The sequence below is a fragment of the Bradyrhizobium sp. 27S5 genome (assembly GCF_037217225.1).
Taxonomy (GTDB): domain Bacteria; phylum Pseudomonadota; class Alphaproteobacteria; order Rhizobiales; family Xanthobacteraceae; genus Bradyrhizobium; species Bradyrhizobium septentrionale.
This window is the reverse complement of sequence record NZ_CP147714.1, coordinates 3,057,604-3,072,033: the sequence shown is the minus strand read 5'-3', so window position 1 is coordinate 3,072,033 and position 14,430 is coordinate 3,057,604. Positions and strand designations below refer to the sequence as shown.

The 14,430-nt window shown below is 64.3% G+C and carries 13 protein-coding genes and 1 pseudogene; 5 read left to right on the top strand and 9 right to left on the bottom strand.

Annotation, left to right across the window (positions count from 1 at the left end; translation table 11 throughout):
* Positions 1-149: 149 nt before the first annotated feature.
* Together WDM24_RS14230 and WDM24_RS14225 are read right to left on the bottom strand one after the other, a co-directional pair.
* Positions 150-923 carry an NYN domain-containing protein gene (locus WDM24_RS14230; protein ID WP_338831681.1) on the bottom strand — a complete coding sequence of 258 codons (774 nt, stop codon included), beginning with the start codon at positions 921-923 and terminating at the stop codon, positions 150-152.
* 153 nt (positions 924-1,076) lie between these two features.
* On the bottom strand, positions 1,077-1,484 hold the full coding sequence (locus WDM24_RS14225; RefSeq protein WP_166293897.1) for a hypothetical protein: 408 nt from the start codon (positions 1,482-1,484) through the stop codon (positions 1,077-1,079).
* Between the two features lie 365 nt (positions 1,485-1,849).
* On the opposite strand from WDM24_RS14225, the gene WDM24_RS14220 reads away from it, so the two are divergent.
* Together WDM24_RS14220 and WDM24_RS14215 are read left to right on the top strand one after the other, a co-directional pair.
* Positions 1,850-3,262, top strand: coding sequence for an MFS transporter (locus WDM24_RS14220; RefSeq protein WP_338831680.1), 1,413 nt, complete (start codon positions 1,850-1,852; stop codon positions 3,260-3,262).
* A 116-nt stretch (positions 3,263-3,378) separates the two neighbouring features.
* Positions 3,379-4,137, top strand: a complete 759-nt coding sequence (locus WDM24_RS14215) for a GntR family transcriptional regulator (RefSeq protein WP_338831679.1) — start codon at positions 3,379-3,381, stop codon at positions 4,135-4,137.
* A 123-nt stretch (positions 4,138-4,260) separates the two neighbouring features.
* On the opposite strand, the pseudogene WDM24_RS14210 reads toward WDM24_RS14215, so the two are convergent.
* The 7 genes and pseudogenes from WDM24_RS14210 to WDM24_RS14180 all read right to left on the bottom strand — a co-directional run bounded on the left by WDM24_RS14210 (position 4,261) and on the right by WDM24_RS14180 (position 10,360).
* Positions 4,261-5,036 (bottom strand): annotated as a pseudogene (locus WDM24_RS14210) (IS5 family transposase).
* Between the two features lie 69 nt (positions 5,037-5,105).
* Complete coding sequence (locus tag WDM24_RS14205; RefSeq protein ID WP_338831678.1) at positions 5,106-6,215, bottom strand: Zn-dependent alcohol dehydrogenase; 1,110 nt, start codon at positions 6,213-6,215, stop codon at positions 5,106-5,108.
* A gap of 36 nt (positions 6,216-6,251) precedes the next feature.
* Positions 6,252-6,560 carry a DUF6166 domain-containing protein gene (locus tag WDM24_RS14200; protein WP_338698794.1) on the bottom strand — a complete coding sequence of 103 codons (309 nt, stop codon included), beginning with the start codon at positions 6,558-6,560 and terminating at the stop codon, positions 6,252-6,254.
* A 28-nt stretch (positions 6,561-6,588) separates the two neighbouring features.
* Complete coding sequence (locus tag WDM24_RS14195) at positions 6,589-6,786, bottom strand: hypothetical protein (RefSeq protein ID WP_338698793.1); 198 nt, start codon at positions 6,784-6,786, stop codon at positions 6,589-6,591.
* 12 nt (positions 6,787-6,798) lie between these two features.
* Positions 6,799-7,176, bottom strand: coding sequence for a hypothetical protein (locus tag WDM24_RS14190; RefSeq protein WP_166293883.1), 378 nt, complete (start codon positions 7,174-7,176; stop codon positions 6,799-6,801).
* A complete protein-coding gene (locus WDM24_RS14185) occupies positions 7,163-7,960 on the bottom strand; it encodes a fatty acid hydroxylase family protein (protein ID WP_338698792.1) in 798 nt (265 codons plus the stop codon). The genes WDM24_RS14190 and WDM24_RS14185 overlap by 14 nt, the downstream gene beginning before the upstream one ends.
* Positions 7,961-8,230: 270 nt before the next feature.
* Complete coding sequence (locus WDM24_RS14180) at positions 8,231-10,360, bottom strand: acetate--CoA ligase family protein (RefSeq protein WP_338831677.1); 2,130 nt, start codon at positions 10,358-10,360, stop codon at positions 8,231-8,233.
* Between the two features lie 217 nt (positions 10,361-10,577).
* On the opposite strand from WDM24_RS14180, the gene WDM24_RS14175 reads away from it, so the two are divergent.
* The 3 genes from WDM24_RS14175 (at position 10,578) to frc (ending at position 14,419) form a co-directional block, all read left to right on the top strand.
* The gene (locus tag WDM24_RS14175; protein ID WP_050387017.1) at positions 10,578-11,273 is read left to right on the top strand and encodes a GntR family transcriptional regulator; all 696 of its coding nucleotides are present in this window, start codon (positions 10,578-10,580) and stop codon (positions 11,271-11,273) included.
* A 72-nt stretch (positions 11,274-11,345) separates the two neighbouring features.
* A complete protein-coding gene (oxc, locus tag WDM24_RS14170) occupies positions 11,346-13,076 on the top strand; it encodes an oxalyl-CoA decarboxylase (RefSeq protein WP_338831676.1) in 1,731 nt (576 codons plus the stop codon).
* A gap of 65 nt (positions 13,077-13,141) precedes the next feature.
* A complete protein-coding gene (frc, locus tag WDM24_RS14165; RefSeq protein WP_166293877.1) occupies positions 13,142-14,419 on the top strand; it encodes a formyl-CoA transferase in 1,278 nt (425 codons plus the stop codon).
* The last annotated feature ends 11 nt before the right edge of the window (positions 14,420-14,430 follow it).

Sequence of the window (14,430 nt, the reverse complement as noted above, 5' to 3'; positions counted from 1 at the left end):
AGTTCCAACAGCGCAACTTTCGCGCAGACTGCGGTTCCGCGCGCAATTCCCTTCAGTTCCTGCGCACATGAAAATGCCGCTTCGGATGATGTCCGAGCGGCACTCATGATCGGTTCAGATTGAGGCGGAGCACAGCAAGCGCGGGCCGCTCATTCCGCAGGTTTTCGCACGGCTCGCCGTCTTGGCGGTCTTGGCTGCGGTGCAGCCGCCGGCTTGACGCGGATTCGCATCGTCCCACCCTTGGACTCGATCTCGAAAGCGTTTGTCCTGCGCACCAGCTCGCCCAGGGTGCGGAAGCCGTAGGTCCTTTGATCGAAATCCGACGCCAGATTGGCGAGCTGCCGTCCGACCTCGCCAAGCGTCACCCAGCCGTCCTCGCTCGCCATCTGGCCGATGACCTTCTTGAGGATGGACGTCGCGGCGTCAGGCGGCTGCAACGGCTGGGCACGCATGGCCGCATCCTGATTGCTCGTCACCCCGCCGCGCAAATTCTCGGTATAGACGAACCTGCGGCAGGCCTGCCGAAAACTCTCCGGCGTCTTCTGCTCGCCGAACCCGAACACGTCGATGCCATGCTCGCGGATGCGGGCGGCCAGACGGGTGAAATCGCTGTCTGAAGACACCAGGCAAAATCCATCGAACCGGCCGCTGTGCAGCAGGTCCATGGCGTCGATGACCAAGGTGATGTCGGACGCATTCTTTCCGGTCGTATAGGCGAACTGCTGCTGGGGGATGATGGCGTGCTTGGACAGCACGTCGGCCCAGCCCTTGGATCGCGGATTGGAGAAGTCGCCGTAGATTCGGCGAACGCTGGCCTCGCCGATCTTGGCGATCTCTTCGAACAGCGCGTCGGCGATCCTTGCAGATGCATTGTCGGCGTCGATCAGGACGGCGAGTCGGGGCGAACGCAGTTCGGAAGGCATGGCTTGTCTCGGCTGGGAAGCGATGGATCGACGATTCGGCCGGTTGCGGAACCGGCGCGGCCGTCGCATCGGAGCACATCGCGCGTCCCAAGCATAGGCTTGGCGGCCGTCGGGTGGATTTTCGCGGCGACGGCAGCCATCAGGCGGTGCGGATCAGATCACTTCGCCCATATCGATCGCCCGGCGGGCGAACTCGATGGCCTTCTCGGCGGTGATCGCATCGGCCGTCGTCGTTGCGTCGTCGCGCACCGAGGGCGGAAAGGCGATCCGGATCTTCTTGCCGTTCGACCGGCGGATGGTGGCGCGCCAGCGATCGACATCGCGCCGGTAGGCATCGATCACATAATCCTTGTAGGCGACGCCGCTCATGAGCGGCTGCCGCGATGCCATGTCGAGACCGGGCGGCCGGCTTGCGATATCGCGAACCAGTTCGACGATGGCCTCGACGGCATGGTCGCGCGCCACGCCGGTCGCGTCCCTGAGCAGATAGCTCACCGCCGCGTCGATCTGCGCCCTCGCGCGATCGTCGTTCTCAAAATCCGAATCGAGCTGAATTGACATGGTAGGGAAAACGCCTCCTCCGGACGCGCCATCGGATACCTTCCGGGGTATCGCGCACGTGCAACCACGAGACGTTAATCGGCCCCCCGTTAAAGCCGGATTATCCGTTAGCCCCCGATTTCTCGGATGCCGTTAACCGGGTGGCGATGCCGCTCCGGAGGGCCTCCGAAGCGGCACCGATTGTCGACCAGATCACAGCAGGCCCGTGCCGCGCGCCGATTTGTCCGCGGCCGCATCTGGCACCGCAGCCGAGTTCGCATCGCCAATTCCGCACTGATCACCAATTGACATATCACTGCTATCCGTGTGACATTTCATGGACGGGCCGACAAGAGCCCAGCAACGTCCACCTGGGGAGGACAGCCATGACCGTTTCCGACGTCACCGCATCGGCCGGTAGCCGGGCTCCGGCCGCCGTCGCGCGCACCGCGCAAGCGCAGCAGGTCGCCGACATCGCGGCACGGCTCGAGCGCCTGCCGCTGACCTCCTATCAACGCTGGATCTTCGGAATCATCGCAACCGCATGGTTCTTCGACAGCATGGACCTGGCCGCGCTGACTTTCGTGCTCGGCTCGATCCGACAGACCTTCGGCCTGTCGACGGCGGAAACCGGGCTGCTGTCCAGCATGAGCTTCCTCGGCATGTTCGCAGGCGCCGCCTCCGCCGGCCTGCTTGCCGACCGTTTCGGCCGCGCCCGCGTCTTCCAGGTCAGCATGATCTTCTGGGGATTGGGCAGCCTGTGCTGCGGCCTTTCCACGACGGCGACCGCGCTCGGCGCATCCCGCCTGCTGCTCGGCTTCGGAATGGGCATGGAGTTTCCGGTCGCGCAGTCGATGGTCTCGGAGATCATGCCGGCCAAGAACCGCGGCCGCTACATCGCTTTCCTCGAAGGGTTTTGGCCGCTCGGCTTCATCGCGTCGGGCCTGCTGACCTACTTCGTGCTGCAGGCCGCCGACTGGCGCTGGGTCTTCATCTTGCAGGCGATCCCGGCCGTCTTCGTGCTTGTGGTGCGACGCTACGTTCCGGAATCGCCGCGCTGGCTGGCTTCCCACGGCTATTCCGAGCGGGCCGAAGCGACCGTGCGCGACATTGAAAGCAGGGTCCGCGATCGTCTCGGCAGCAAGGAACTGCCGCCGGTCGTGCGCCAGGCCGCCGCTCCCGCGTCCGAAGTGACGGGCCTGAGGACGCTGTTTTCAGGCATCTACGCCAAGCGGACCACGATGTTGTGGACCTTGTGGTTCTTCGCGCTGCTCGGCTTCTACGGTCTGACCACGTGGCTCGGCGCGTTGCTGCAGGCCAAGGGATTCCCGATCACCAAATCGGTGTTCTACACGATCCTGATTTCGCTCGCGGGCATCCCCGGCTTCCTGGTCTCGGCGTGGCTGGTCGAATCCTGGGGCCGAAAGGCGACGCTGGTGATGAACCTGCTCTGCGGCGCGATCGCCTGCCACTTCTACGGCTCGGCGGCGGACCAGACCCAGCTCATCATTGCCGGCCTCTGCATGCAGTTCTTCCTGTTCGGCATGTGGTCGGCGCTCTACGCCTATACGCCTGAACTGTACCCGACCCATGTCCGTGCCACCGGCACCGGTTTTGCCTCCGCGGTCGGCCGAATCGGCTCACTGATCGGCCCTTATGTGATCGGCGTGATCCTGCCTGCGGCGGGACAGAGCGGCGTGTTCGCACTGGGCGCCGGCGCGTTCGTGGTGGCGGCGCTGGCGGTGCTGTTGCTCGGCGAGGAAACCCGCGGCCGGACGCTGGAGAGCATTTCGCACTGATGATGCGCTGCTGTTCGCTGCATACGGCCGGATTCGGCGTAGCGCTGATCGACTGGCCTTGTCAGTGCCATCGGGGCATGTGAGATATCTGCTGTACAGCAGCACGCGTGACCCCGATGGCCGATTCGAACAAGCGATCCAGCACGGTGCGCGCGCGCGCAGCCGGAAGCCGCCGGCCGGCGCGGCGATCGTCCGCCGCCGCCGATAAGCCGCGCGCTGCCGCGCAGGCCCCACTCCCGCAAGGCGACGTCACCCTCACCGATCGCGCCTATGCCGAGCTGGAAGAGCTGATCGTGACCCTGCAACTGCCGCCCGGCACCGCGCTCTCCGAGCTCGTGCTCGCCAAGCGGCTCGACATCGGCCGTACCCCGATCCGCGAGGCGTTGCAGCGGCTGTCGCGCGACGGCCTCGTCAACATCCTGGCCCGTCGCGGCGTGCTGGTGTCCGAGATCGACCTGCGGGCCCAGCTCCGCCTGCTCGAGGTCCGGCGCGAGCTGGAACGGCTGATGGCGCGCGGCGCCGCCGAGCGCGCCACCAGCGAGCAGCGCGCGCAGTTCTCCGAGATCGCCGCCGGCATGCGGCGCGCGGCGGAAAAATCCGACGATCTGCTGTTCATGCGGCTGGATCACCAGTTCAACACACTGATCTCCGCGGCATCACGCAACGAGTTCGCCACCCGCGCCATGGGCCTGATGCACGGCCTGTCGCGCCGATTCTGGTACCAGCATTACAAGGAAGCGGCCGATCTGCCGCTCGCGGCGCGGCTGCATGCCGACGTCGCCGAAGCCGTCGCCGAGCGCCGCGTCGACGCCGCTGGCGCAGCGTCCGACAGCCTGATCGACTACATCGAAAGTTTTGCACGTTCGACGCTGTGAGAGCTTTGGATCATGATGCGATTGCATGGAATCGCATCATGATCTCATCTCTTTGTTTGAGCATGATCTCTTCGGAAAACCGGATTCCACTTTTCCGGATCGTGCTCTAGGTGGTGTGGACACTTATCGCATCCATAAGACGATGGCTGCGAGAGTGACGACGGCCAGGTAATTTCGGGCGGTCTTTTCGAAGCGGGTTGCAACGCGGCGGAACTGCTTGAGCTTTGAGAAGCAGCACTCGACGAGATGGCGCTGGGCATAGAAATGCTTGTCGAGTGGATATTTGAGCGCCCGTGACGGGTTGTTGGGGATCACGGCGAGCGCGCCTTTGGCGGCGACGGCTTGGCGCAAGTGGTCGGCGTCATAGGCCGTGTCGGCCATGACGACCTCGGCGGATAAGCCTTCGATCAATGCGGCGGCTTGCGGTGCATCGCCCTTCTGACCTGCGGTAAGCGTGAACCGCACCGGACATCCCAAGCCGCGGACGGCCATGTGTATCTTGGTGCTCAGGCCGCCGCGCGAGCGGCCGATCGCTTGATCTTCCGCTTGATCTTCAGACCCCCCTTTTTGGCGCCGGCGGCGTGCTGATGCGCCCGAACAATGGTGGAATCGACGATCAGATATTCGAAGTCCGGATCATCGGACATCGCCTCGAAGATCCGCCACCAAACACCCTTGATGCTCCATCGACTGAAGCGCCGGAACACGCTGTTCCAGTCCCCAAACACCTCCGGAAGATCGCGCCAGGGAGACCCCGTACGCACGATCCACAGCACACCTTCCACGAACATCCGGTTGTCGCGCCCGGTGGAGCCCTTCTGATCGGGGCGCCCTATGATCAGCGGCGCTATCCGCTCCCACGCCGCGTCGCTCAATACCAAACGGTCCATCACACCCAAGGCGGCCTCCCCAAAAGCAGCCTTGAATCTGATTTGCTCCTAAAAGGGAATCCTTAGAGTCCACACCACCTAGAACTCGACGACCGTCCGGATCGAGCGGCCGCGCCGCAACGCCTCGAAGCCATCATTGATGCCGTCGAGGGTGCAGCGGCCGGTGATCAGTTCGTCGAGCTTGAGCCGGCCGTCGAGATAGGCCTGCGCCAGCAAAGGGAAGTCGCGCCGTGGCCGCGCCCCGCCGTAGCTCGAGCGGCGAAATCGCTTCTCGCCCATCAACGCCCCCCAGCGGAAACTCACATCTTGCGTGACGTCGATCTTGCCGAGCCAGATCACCTCACCCCCCGGCCGCACCGCCTCCGCGGTCTGCCGAAACGCCAGCGGATGGCCCGCCGCCTCGAGAATGACGTCAGCGCCCCGCCCGCGCGTCGCCTCCTTTGCGAACTGGACCGGGTCCTCGCGCGCCGCGTTGACGACCTGCGTCGCGCCGAGCGTTCGCGCCAGCCCAAGCTTTGCATCATCGAGGTCGACCGCGATGATCGCACCGGCGCCGGCGAGCCGGGCGCCCTGCACCGCTGCCAGCCCGACCGCGCTGCAGCCGGTGACCATCACGGTATCGCCATGGCCGATGTCGGCGACGTTCAGCGCGGCGCCAACGCCGGTCATGACGCCGCAGCCGATCAGGCACGCGCGATCGAACGGGATGTCCTTTGGCACCACGATCGCCTGCTGCGCCGGCAGCACGACATATTCCGAGAACGCGCCGAGGAACATCAGATGCGCCAGGCCGCTGCCGCCCGCGAGCTGCGCCTTCGACGCGCCGTCGAAATGCACGCCTTCCGCGCCCCTGGCGAGATAGGTCTCGCACAGGATCGGCTGCCCACGGTCGCAGTGAAAGCAGTGCCCGCAATGCGGGTTCCAGGACAGGATCACGTGATCGCCGGCGCGCACGTCACGCACCGCGCTGCCGACCTCCTCGACCACGCCGGCCGCCTCGTGCCCGAGGATCATCGGCAAGGGATAGCGCAGCGATCCGTCGATCACCTCCAGATCGGTGTGGCAGAGCCCCGCGGCACGCACCTTCACCACGACGTCGGTCGGCATGGGTGGTGCAAGCGAAACGCGCTCGACCGAAAGCGGCGTTCCGCTTTGATGCAGCACCGCCGCGCGACAGGTCAGGGTCATCTCGAAAGGCTCTCTGTCGGAAAAATCAGCGTGGGGTTAGGCCGTCCGCCCGGACCGCAGCGCCGCGACCGCCTCGTCGAGATCGGCGGAGGAAAGTTCCCATTCATTGTCGAAATTGGCGACGACGCGCCGCATGAACGCTTCGTGCAGCGCCTTCGCAGCGGCGGCGTCGTGCAGATGATCATAGAGCAGCGCGAAGGCCAGTTGTGCTGGCTCCGGCCCCTCATAGCTCCATTCAAAACCGTGTTCGGTGAGCCGAAGCTGGTCGTAATGCGCAGACAGCGGCGCGCCGTCGACCAGCACGGAAATGCCGTCGATGGTGCGGTCCCCGGTATAGCTCGCCATCGGCTCCTCCCTGTGCTGCCGCATCATATCAGGATCCCGGCGGACGCATCTTGAGGTCCTTCTTGACGACCTCGGGGAAGATCCACATCGCGACCGTGGCAAACACGCCGAGGAAAGCAACGGCGAAGCTCGGTCCCCGCTGTCCCAGATAGACCATGAAAAAGTATCCACCGGCCGCCGTGGCAAGGCACGCCAGCGACAGCATGAGCTTGATGTGGCTTGGCATCGAGACCTCCCTCTAGGTCATCCAGATGTGAAAAGACGGTGCAGCCACGCCGACGAGCAGCGCAAGCGCCGCAATCATGGCGCAGCAGGACAGGCGCAATCCCGCCCGTCCGTTACGCCACCATTCCGGCAGCGCCTGAAACAGCCCGGGCAGGAACAGGAACAGCACGCCGCCTACGACAACGACCGTGGTCCAGCGCAGCTCGACCAGGGCGAATGCCAGCGTGCCGGCGAGCAGCGTCACCCACAATATCGTCGTCACCGTCACCGGCAGAACGGCGCGTCCGCGCAGTGGATACATCCCGGCCAGTTGCAGGAAGCCGATGCAGCACACGCTCCACAGCAGACCGAACCAGGCGAGGCCGGCGAGATTGGGTTCAAGCTGCGGCATGCGGCACCGATCGCTCCTTCGCCACGACCCGCGGCGTCCTCGCCGTCCGTCGCATGTCGGTCTTCACGTAGCGCGTGCTGTAGCCGTTGAAGATGTGGCCGAGCAGGCCGCGATTGAGATCGGAGGTGCCCAACAGGCAATCCATTACCGGGAAGGTCAGGTTCATGTTCCGCTCCATCATGATCGACTGGTTGTGATGGGCGGTATGATGCCGGCGGATGGTGTTGACGAAAGGCATGTTGCGCACGAAGGCATTTTCCTCGACGTGGCAGCAGAAGTGCATGAATTCGTAGATCAGGTACATCGAGGTCGTCGTGGTGATCAGCAGCCAGCCGGTATTGGCCGAGATCACGAGGCCGGCGACGATCGCCGGCGGGATCGACATCAGGGTAAACACCACGAGCGCATAGGGAGGGAAGAAGGTGACGCGCCAGTCGTGATGATCGGCAAAGCGCATTTCCTCTTCGGTGAAGAACTGATGGTGCATCAGCGTGTGGCGGCTGTAGATCGCGCGCAGCAGCGGCACGTTCGACGGCCGGTGCATGACGAAGCGATGCACCGCCCATTCGAAGAAGTTTGCAATCAGGAAGACCGCCGGAATGGTGAGGTATTCCCACCACTTCACGTCATGCACATTGGCCAGGTAGACGTACAGCGCCGTGAAGCCGATCGTGTAGATCAGCACGACGTGCAGCCAGCCATTGTACCAGCCCACCACGCGCTCGCGGTAGGTCGCGCGATATTTGCGCTGGCGGTCGGTCATCCCTGTTGCAGCCAACTCCATCGCGGCTCCCTCCATCATCCTTCATCTGACATATCAGTAGCACATCAGATGCGAAAGGCAAGCTGCCTTGCTGGGCCGAACGCGATCGGGATAAGGGATGGCGCGCGGAACCCCCGCTAGACGGAGCAGGAAGCCTGGGCTGGTTTTGGATCGGGCCGATGCCGCGCTTTCCCGCTCATCTCGGCGGCAAGTTGCGGACGGGGTGACCCAATAAAAAGGCCGCCCCGGACGATGTCCGAGGCGGCCTGTGGTCTTCGATGGATCAGACGATCACAGCAGGCCCGCGCCGCGCGCCCACTTGTATTTGGCGCCCAGCACCTCGACCGGCAGTTCGGTCGAATAGGCGTAGGCCGGAATGCCGTTCTGGTAGAGATATTCGGCAGCTTCCTCGACCTCGACGTCGCCGGCGAGCGAGGCGACGATCGGCTTGACGAAGCCCTTCGCCTCCATCTCCTTCTTCACCTCAACCATGTTGCGCGCGAACACCATCGGCGGTGTCACGATCGTGTGCCAGTAGCCGAGGATCAGCGCGTGGATGCGCTCATCCGACAGGCCGAGCTTCACCGTGTTGACATAGGTGATCGGCGGCTCGCCGCCGGTGATATCCACAGGATTGCCGGCCGCGCCGAACGGCGGGATGAACTTGCGGAACGCCGCATCGAGATCCGGCGGCATCGACATCAGCGACAGGCCGTTGTCGACCACGGAGTCGGAAAGGAGCACGCCGGAGCCGCCGGCGCCGGTGATGATCAGGATGTTCTCGCCCTTCGGCGTCGGCAGCACCGGCACGCCGCGGGCGAATTCCAGCAATTGCCGCAGGCTGCGGGCGCGGATCACGCCCGACTGCTTGAACACGTCCTCATAGATCTTGTCGTTACCGGCCAGCGCGCCGGTGTGCGACGAGGCAGCCTTGGCGCCGGCCGAGGTGCGGCCGGCCTTGAGCACCACCACCGGCTTCTTCTTGGAGACGCGCTTGGCGGCCTCCGCAAAGGCGCGACCGTCCTTCAGGTCCTCGCAGTGCTGCGCGATCAGGTTGGTGTTGGGATCCTGCTCGAAGAAGGCGAGCAGATCGTCCTCGTCGATGTCGGACTTGTTGCCGAGGCCGACGATCGCCGACACGCCCATCTTGGCCGAACGCGAGAAGCCGATGATCGCCATGCCGATGCCGCCCGACTGCGACGACAGCGCGGCGTGGCCCTTGACGTCGTAGGCGGTGCAGAACGTCGCGCAGAGATTGGCCGGGGTATAATAGAAGCCGTAGATGTTCGGCCCCATCAGGCGGATGTCGTACTTCTTGCCGACCTCGACGATCTCGGCTTGCAGCTCGGGCGCACCGGCCTCGGCAAAGCCCGACGGAATCAGCACCGCACCGGGGATTTTCTTCTCGCCGCATTCGGCGAGTGCGCTGGCGACGAATTTCGCGGGGATCGCGAACACCGCCGTGTCGATCACGCCTGATACGTCCTTGACGCTCTTGTAGGCCTTGTAGCCGAGAATTTCCTCGGCCTTGGGGTGGATCGGGTAGATCTCGCCCTTGTAGCCGCCGTTGATGAGGTTCTTCATCACCGAGTTGCCGATCTTGCCGTCCTCGGCGGAGGCGCCGATCACGGCAACGCCCTTCGGCTGCATGATGCGGCTCATCGCCGCGACGATCTCCTCGGTCGGGCGCGGCGCCGGGCGCGGCTTGTAGTCGAAGTCGACGACGATGCGGACGTCGGCCGCGATCGCGTTCTTGCTGGTGGCGAACACCGGATTGAGGTCGAGCTCGACGATCTCGGGGAAATCGCTGACCAGCTGCGACACCTTGACGATGACGTCGGCCAGCGCCTCGCGATTGACCGGCTCGCCGCCGCGCACGCCCTTCAGCATCTCATGGGCCTGGATGCCGTCGAGCATCGACAGCGCATCGTCCTTGGTCGCGGGCGCGAGGCGGAAGGTGATGTCCTTGAGGATTTCGACCAGCACGCCGCCGAGGCCGAAGGCGACCAGCTTGCCGAACGAGCCGTCGGTGATCGAGCCGACGATCACCTCGGTGCCGCCGCCCAGCATCTGCTGCACCTGGATGCCCTCGATCTTGGCATCGGCCTTGTATTTCCTGGCGTTGGCGAGAATGGTCTCGTAGCTCTTCTCGGCGTCCGCGGCGCTCTTGACGCCGACCACCACGCCGCCCGCCTCGGTCTTGTGGAGGATGTCGGGCGAGACGATCTTCATCACGACCGGGAAACCCATGTCGGAAGCGATCCGGGCGGCCTCGGCCGCCGACTTGGCAACGCCCTCCTTCGGCACCGGAATGCCGTAGGCATCGCACACCACCTTGCCTTCGGGCGCGGTGAGACTCGTGCGCTTGTCGGCCTTGACCGCATCGAGAATTTTGCGGACCGCATCCTTAGAATTTGACATTGGCTTCCTCCTGGGACAGATTTCGTGGCATTTGGTATGCCAAAAACGTAATTGTCAAGGTCGCTTGATGTCGAAAAATATCGAAAAATATAGGCAGCTTGACATTCTGGTATTTGGCATGCCAAAAATCTAGGGTAGTTTCTTCTGCTAAGAAGACGTCTCCAAGAGGAGGAGACGAGTCGTGCCTGAACCGAAACAGACCAAGGCGTCACCCAACATGGCTGACACAGATATCGCCATCGTCCGGATCGCGCCGGAGACGAGCTTCAAGAACAAGGCCTATGAGGCCTTGAAGGAAGCGATCCTGAAGATGGACATCTACGCGACGCCGGAGCCGGTGATGCTCGACGAGCGCGCATTGTCCGAGCGCCTCGGCGTCAGCCGCACGCCGATCCGCGAAGCGATCGCGATGCTCGAGCAGGACGGCTTCGTGAAGACCGTGCCGCGCCGCGGCATCGTCGTGGTCCGCCGCACCAAGGCGGAGATCGTCGACATGATCCGCGCCTGGGCGGCGCTGGAGAGCATGGCGGCGCGCCTGATCACGACCACCGCGCGCAAGAAGGACATCTCGGCGCTGCGCGACTTCTTCAAGGACTTCAGCGACGATCGCCTGCCGCAGGATCACGTCGAGGAATATTCCAAGGCCAACATCGCCTTCCATCAGGCGCTGATCTCGCTGTCGGAATCACCTGTGCTGGTCGACCTCACCAACGACCTGCTGCTGCATGTGCGCGGCTATCGCCAGCTCACGATCGGCCGCAAGGACCGCACTGCGACCTCGCTGCCCGAGCATCTCGGGATCATCGAGGCACTTGAGGCGCGCGACACCGAACTCGCGGAAAAGCGCGCCCGCGATCACACGCTTGGCTTGGCGGCTTACGTCGAGGCGCACGGCCAGGAACTATTCACCTAAGACTTAGAGTTCACACACGCTTCAGACGACATTCAGATCGTCCGAACAAGAACGACCAGGGAGACGATGCCGATGCTGAATACCGCTACGAAGTCCGAGGCACCGGGCACCGAGCAAGAGCTGACCGATGGCTTCCATCTCGTCATCGACGCGCTCAAGCTCAACGGCATCGACACCGTCTATGGTGTGCCGGGTATCCCGATCACGGACCTGGGCCGCATGGCCCAGGCGGCGGGCATTCGCGTGCTGTCGTTCCGCCACGAGCAGAACGCCGGCTATGCGGCCTCGATCGCCGGCTTCCTGACCAAGCGTCCCGGCGTCTGCCTGACGGTGTCGGCGCCCGGCTTCCTCAACGGTCTTACGGCACTCGCCCACGCCACCACCAACTGCTTCCCGATGATCCTGGTCTCCGGCTCGTCCGAGCGCGAGATCGTCGACCTGCAGCAGGGCGACTATGAGGAGATGGACCAGCTCGCGATCGCCAAGCCGCTGTGCAAGGCGGCGTTCCGCGTGCTGCACGCCCAGGACATCGGCATTGGGCTGGCGCGCGCGATCCGCGCCGCGGTGTCGGGCCGCCCGGGCGGCGTCTATCTCGACCTCCCCGCAAAACTGTTCTCGCAGGTGATGAACGCCGACGCCGGCCAGAAATCGCTGGTCAAGGTGATCGATGCGGCGCCGGAGCAGATCCCCTCCCCGTCATCCGTCAAGCGCGCGCTCGACGTTTTGAAGAACGCAAAACGTCCGCTGATCATCCTCGGCAAGGGCGCGGCCTATGCGCAGGCCGACGAGGCGATCAAGAATTTCGTCGAGAAGAGCGGCGTGCCGTTCCTGCCGATGAGCATGGCCAAGGGCCTGCTGCCCGATCTGCATCCGCAATGCGCAGGTGCTGCGCGCTCGACGGTGTTGAAGGACGCCGACGTCGTGATGCTGATCGGCGCCCGACTCAACTGGCTGCTCTCGCACGGGAAGGGCAAGACCTGGGGCGAAGCCCCGAAGAAGTTCATCCAGGTCGATATCGAGCCGAAGGAAATGGATTCCAACGTCGAGATCGTCGCCCCCGTGGTCGGCGATATCGGCTCCTGCGTGTCCGCGTTCCTCGACGCCATGGGCGCGAACTGGTCGGCCGCACCGAGCGACTGGCTCGCCACCGTGGCGAAGAAGCGTGACGACAACGTCGCCAAGATGGCGCCGAAGCTGATGAGCAACGCCTCGCCGATGGATTATCACGGCGCGCTCGGCGCGCTGCGCGCCATCATCGCGGAACGCCCGGACACCATCTTCGTCAACGAGGGCGCCAACACGCTCGACCTCGCCCGCGGCGTCGTCGACATGCACAAGCCGCGCAAGCGGCTCGACGTCGGCACCTGGGGCGTGATGGGCATCGGCATGGGCTATTCGATCGCGGCTGCGGTCGAGACCGGCCTGCCCGTGCTCGCGGTCGAAGGCGACAGCGCGTTCGGTTTCTCGGGCATGGAGGTCGAGACCATCTGCCGCTACAAGCTGCCGATCTGCGTCGTGATCTTCAACAATGACGGCATCTATCGCGGCACCGACGTCAACGTTGCCGGCGACGATCCGGCGACCACCGTGTTCGTCAAGGGCTCGCGCTACGACAAGATGATGGAAGCGTTCGGCGGCGTCGGCGTCAACGCCACCTCCCCCGACGAGCTGAAGCGCGCGGTCAACGCGGCGCTGGATTCCGGCAAGCCGACGCTGATCAACGCGGTGATCGATCCAGCGGCGGGCTCGGAGAGCGGCCGCATCGGCAACCTCAATCCTCAGAGCGTTCTGAAGAAAAAGTAAGCCACCCCTTCAACCCATTTTCCCTGCGGGTGCAGGGGTAGACCAGAGTACACGGAGCAAAAGATATGACCAAGGCGCTCAAGGGCGTTCGCATTCTCGATTTCACCCACGTCCAGTCGGGTCCGACCTGCACGCAATTGCTGGCCTGGTTCGGCGCCGACGTGATCAAGGTCGAGCGTCCCGGCGTCGGCGACATCACGCGCGGCCAGCTGCAGGACATTCCGAACGTGGACAGCCTGTATTTCACCATGCTGAACCACAACAAGCGCTCGATCACGCTCGACACCAAGAACCCGAAGGGCAAGGAAGTGTTGACCGCGCTGATCAAGCAGTGCGACGTGCTGGTCGAGAATTTCGGCCCCGGCGTGCTCGATCGCATGGGCTTCCCCTGGGAGAAGATCCACGCCATCAACCCCAAGATGATCGTCGCCTCGATCAAGGGTTTCGGCCCCGGCCCGTATGAGGATTGCAAGGTCTACGAGAACGTCGCGCAGTGCACCGGCGGCGCCGCCTCGACCACCGGCTTCCGCGACGGCCTGCCGCTGGTCACCGGCGCGCAGATCGGCGACAGCGGCACCGGGCTGCATCTCGCGCTCGGCATCGTCACCGCGCTCTATCAGCGCACCCACTCCGGCCAGGGCCAGCGCGTCACCGCGGCGATGCAGGACGGCGTGTTGAACCTGGCACGCGTCAAGCTGCGCGACCAGCAGCGTCTCGCTCATGGCCCGCTCAAGGAATACAGCCAGTTCGGCGAAGGCATTCCATTCGGCGACGCGGTGCCGCGCGCCGGCAACGATTCCGGCGGCGGCCAGCCCGGCCGCATCCTGAAGTGCAAGGGCTGGGAGACCGACCCGAACGCCTACATCTACTTCATCACCCAGGCCCCGGTCTGGGAGAAGATCTGCGACGTGATCGGCGAGCCGACCTGGAAGACCGATCCGAACTACGCCAAGCCGCCGGCCCGCCTGCCCCGCCTGAACGAGATCTTCGGTCGCATCGAACAGTGGACGATGACGAAGACAAAATTCGAGGCGATGGAGATCCTCAACAAGGACGACATCCCCTGCGGCCCGATCCTGTCGATGAAGGAGATCGCGGAAGACCAGTCGCTGCGCGCGACCGGCACCGTGGTCGAGGTCGATCATCCGACCCGCGGCAAGTACATCTCGGTCGGCAACCCGATCAAGCTGTCGGATTCGCCGAGCGAAGTCGCCCGTTCGCCGCTGCTGGGCGAGCACACCGACGAGATCCTGCGCGAGGTGCTCGGCTTCTCCGATCACCAGGTCGCCGATATCCACGATTCCGGCGCGCTCGATCCGCCGCGCAAGCAGGCGGCGGAGTAACGGCTGCACTC

Coding starts and splice junctions, on each gene's coding strand:
- WDM24_RS14230 (WP_338831681.1), bottom strand. CDS start 923: ATGCCTTCCGAACTGCGTTCGCCCCGACTCGCCGTCCTGATCGACGCC.
- WDM24_RS14225 (WP_166293897.1), bottom strand. CDS start 1,484: ATGTCAATTCAGCTCGATTCGGATTTTGAGAACGACGATCGCGCGAGG.
- WDM24_RS14220 (WP_338831680.1), top strand. CDS start 1,850: ATGACCGTTTCCGACGTCACCGCATCGGCCGGTAGCCGGGCTCCGGCC.
- WDM24_RS14215 (WP_338831679.1), top strand. CDS start 3,379: ATGGCCGATTCGAACAAGCGATCCAGCACGGTGCGCGCGCGCGCAGCC.
- WDM24_RS14205 (WP_338831678.1), bottom strand. CDS start 6,215: ATGACCCTGACCTGTCGCGCGGCGGTGCTGCATCAAAGCGGAACGCCG.
- WDM24_RS14200 (WP_338698794.1), bottom strand. CDS start 6,560: ATGGCGAGCTATACCGGGGACCGCACCATCGACGGCATTTCCGTGCTG.
- WDM24_RS14195 (WP_338698793.1), bottom strand. CDS start 6,786: ATGCCAAGCCACATCAAGCTCATGCTGTCGCTGGCGTGCCTTGCCACG.
- WDM24_RS14190 (WP_166293883.1), bottom strand. CDS start 7,176: ATGCCGCAGCTTGAACCCAATCTCGCCGGCCTCGCCTGGTTCGGTCTG.
- WDM24_RS14185 (WP_338698792.1), bottom strand. CDS start 7,960: ATGGAGTTGGCTGCAACAGGGATGACCGACCGCCAGCGCAAATATCGC.
- WDM24_RS14180 (WP_338831677.1), bottom strand. CDS start 10,360: ATGTCAAATTCTAAGGATGCGGTCCGCAAAATTCTCGATGCGGTCAAG.
- WDM24_RS14175 (WP_050387017.1), top strand. CDS start 10,578: ATGGCTGACACAGATATCGCCATCGTCCGGATCGCGCCGGAGACGAGC.
- oxc (WP_338831676.1), top strand. CDS start 11,346: ATGCTGAATACCGCTACGAAGTCCGAGGCACCGGGCACCGAGCAAGAG.
- frc (WP_166293877.1), top strand. CDS start 13,142: ATGACCAAGGCGCTCAAGGGCGTTCGCATTCTCGATTTCACCCACGTC.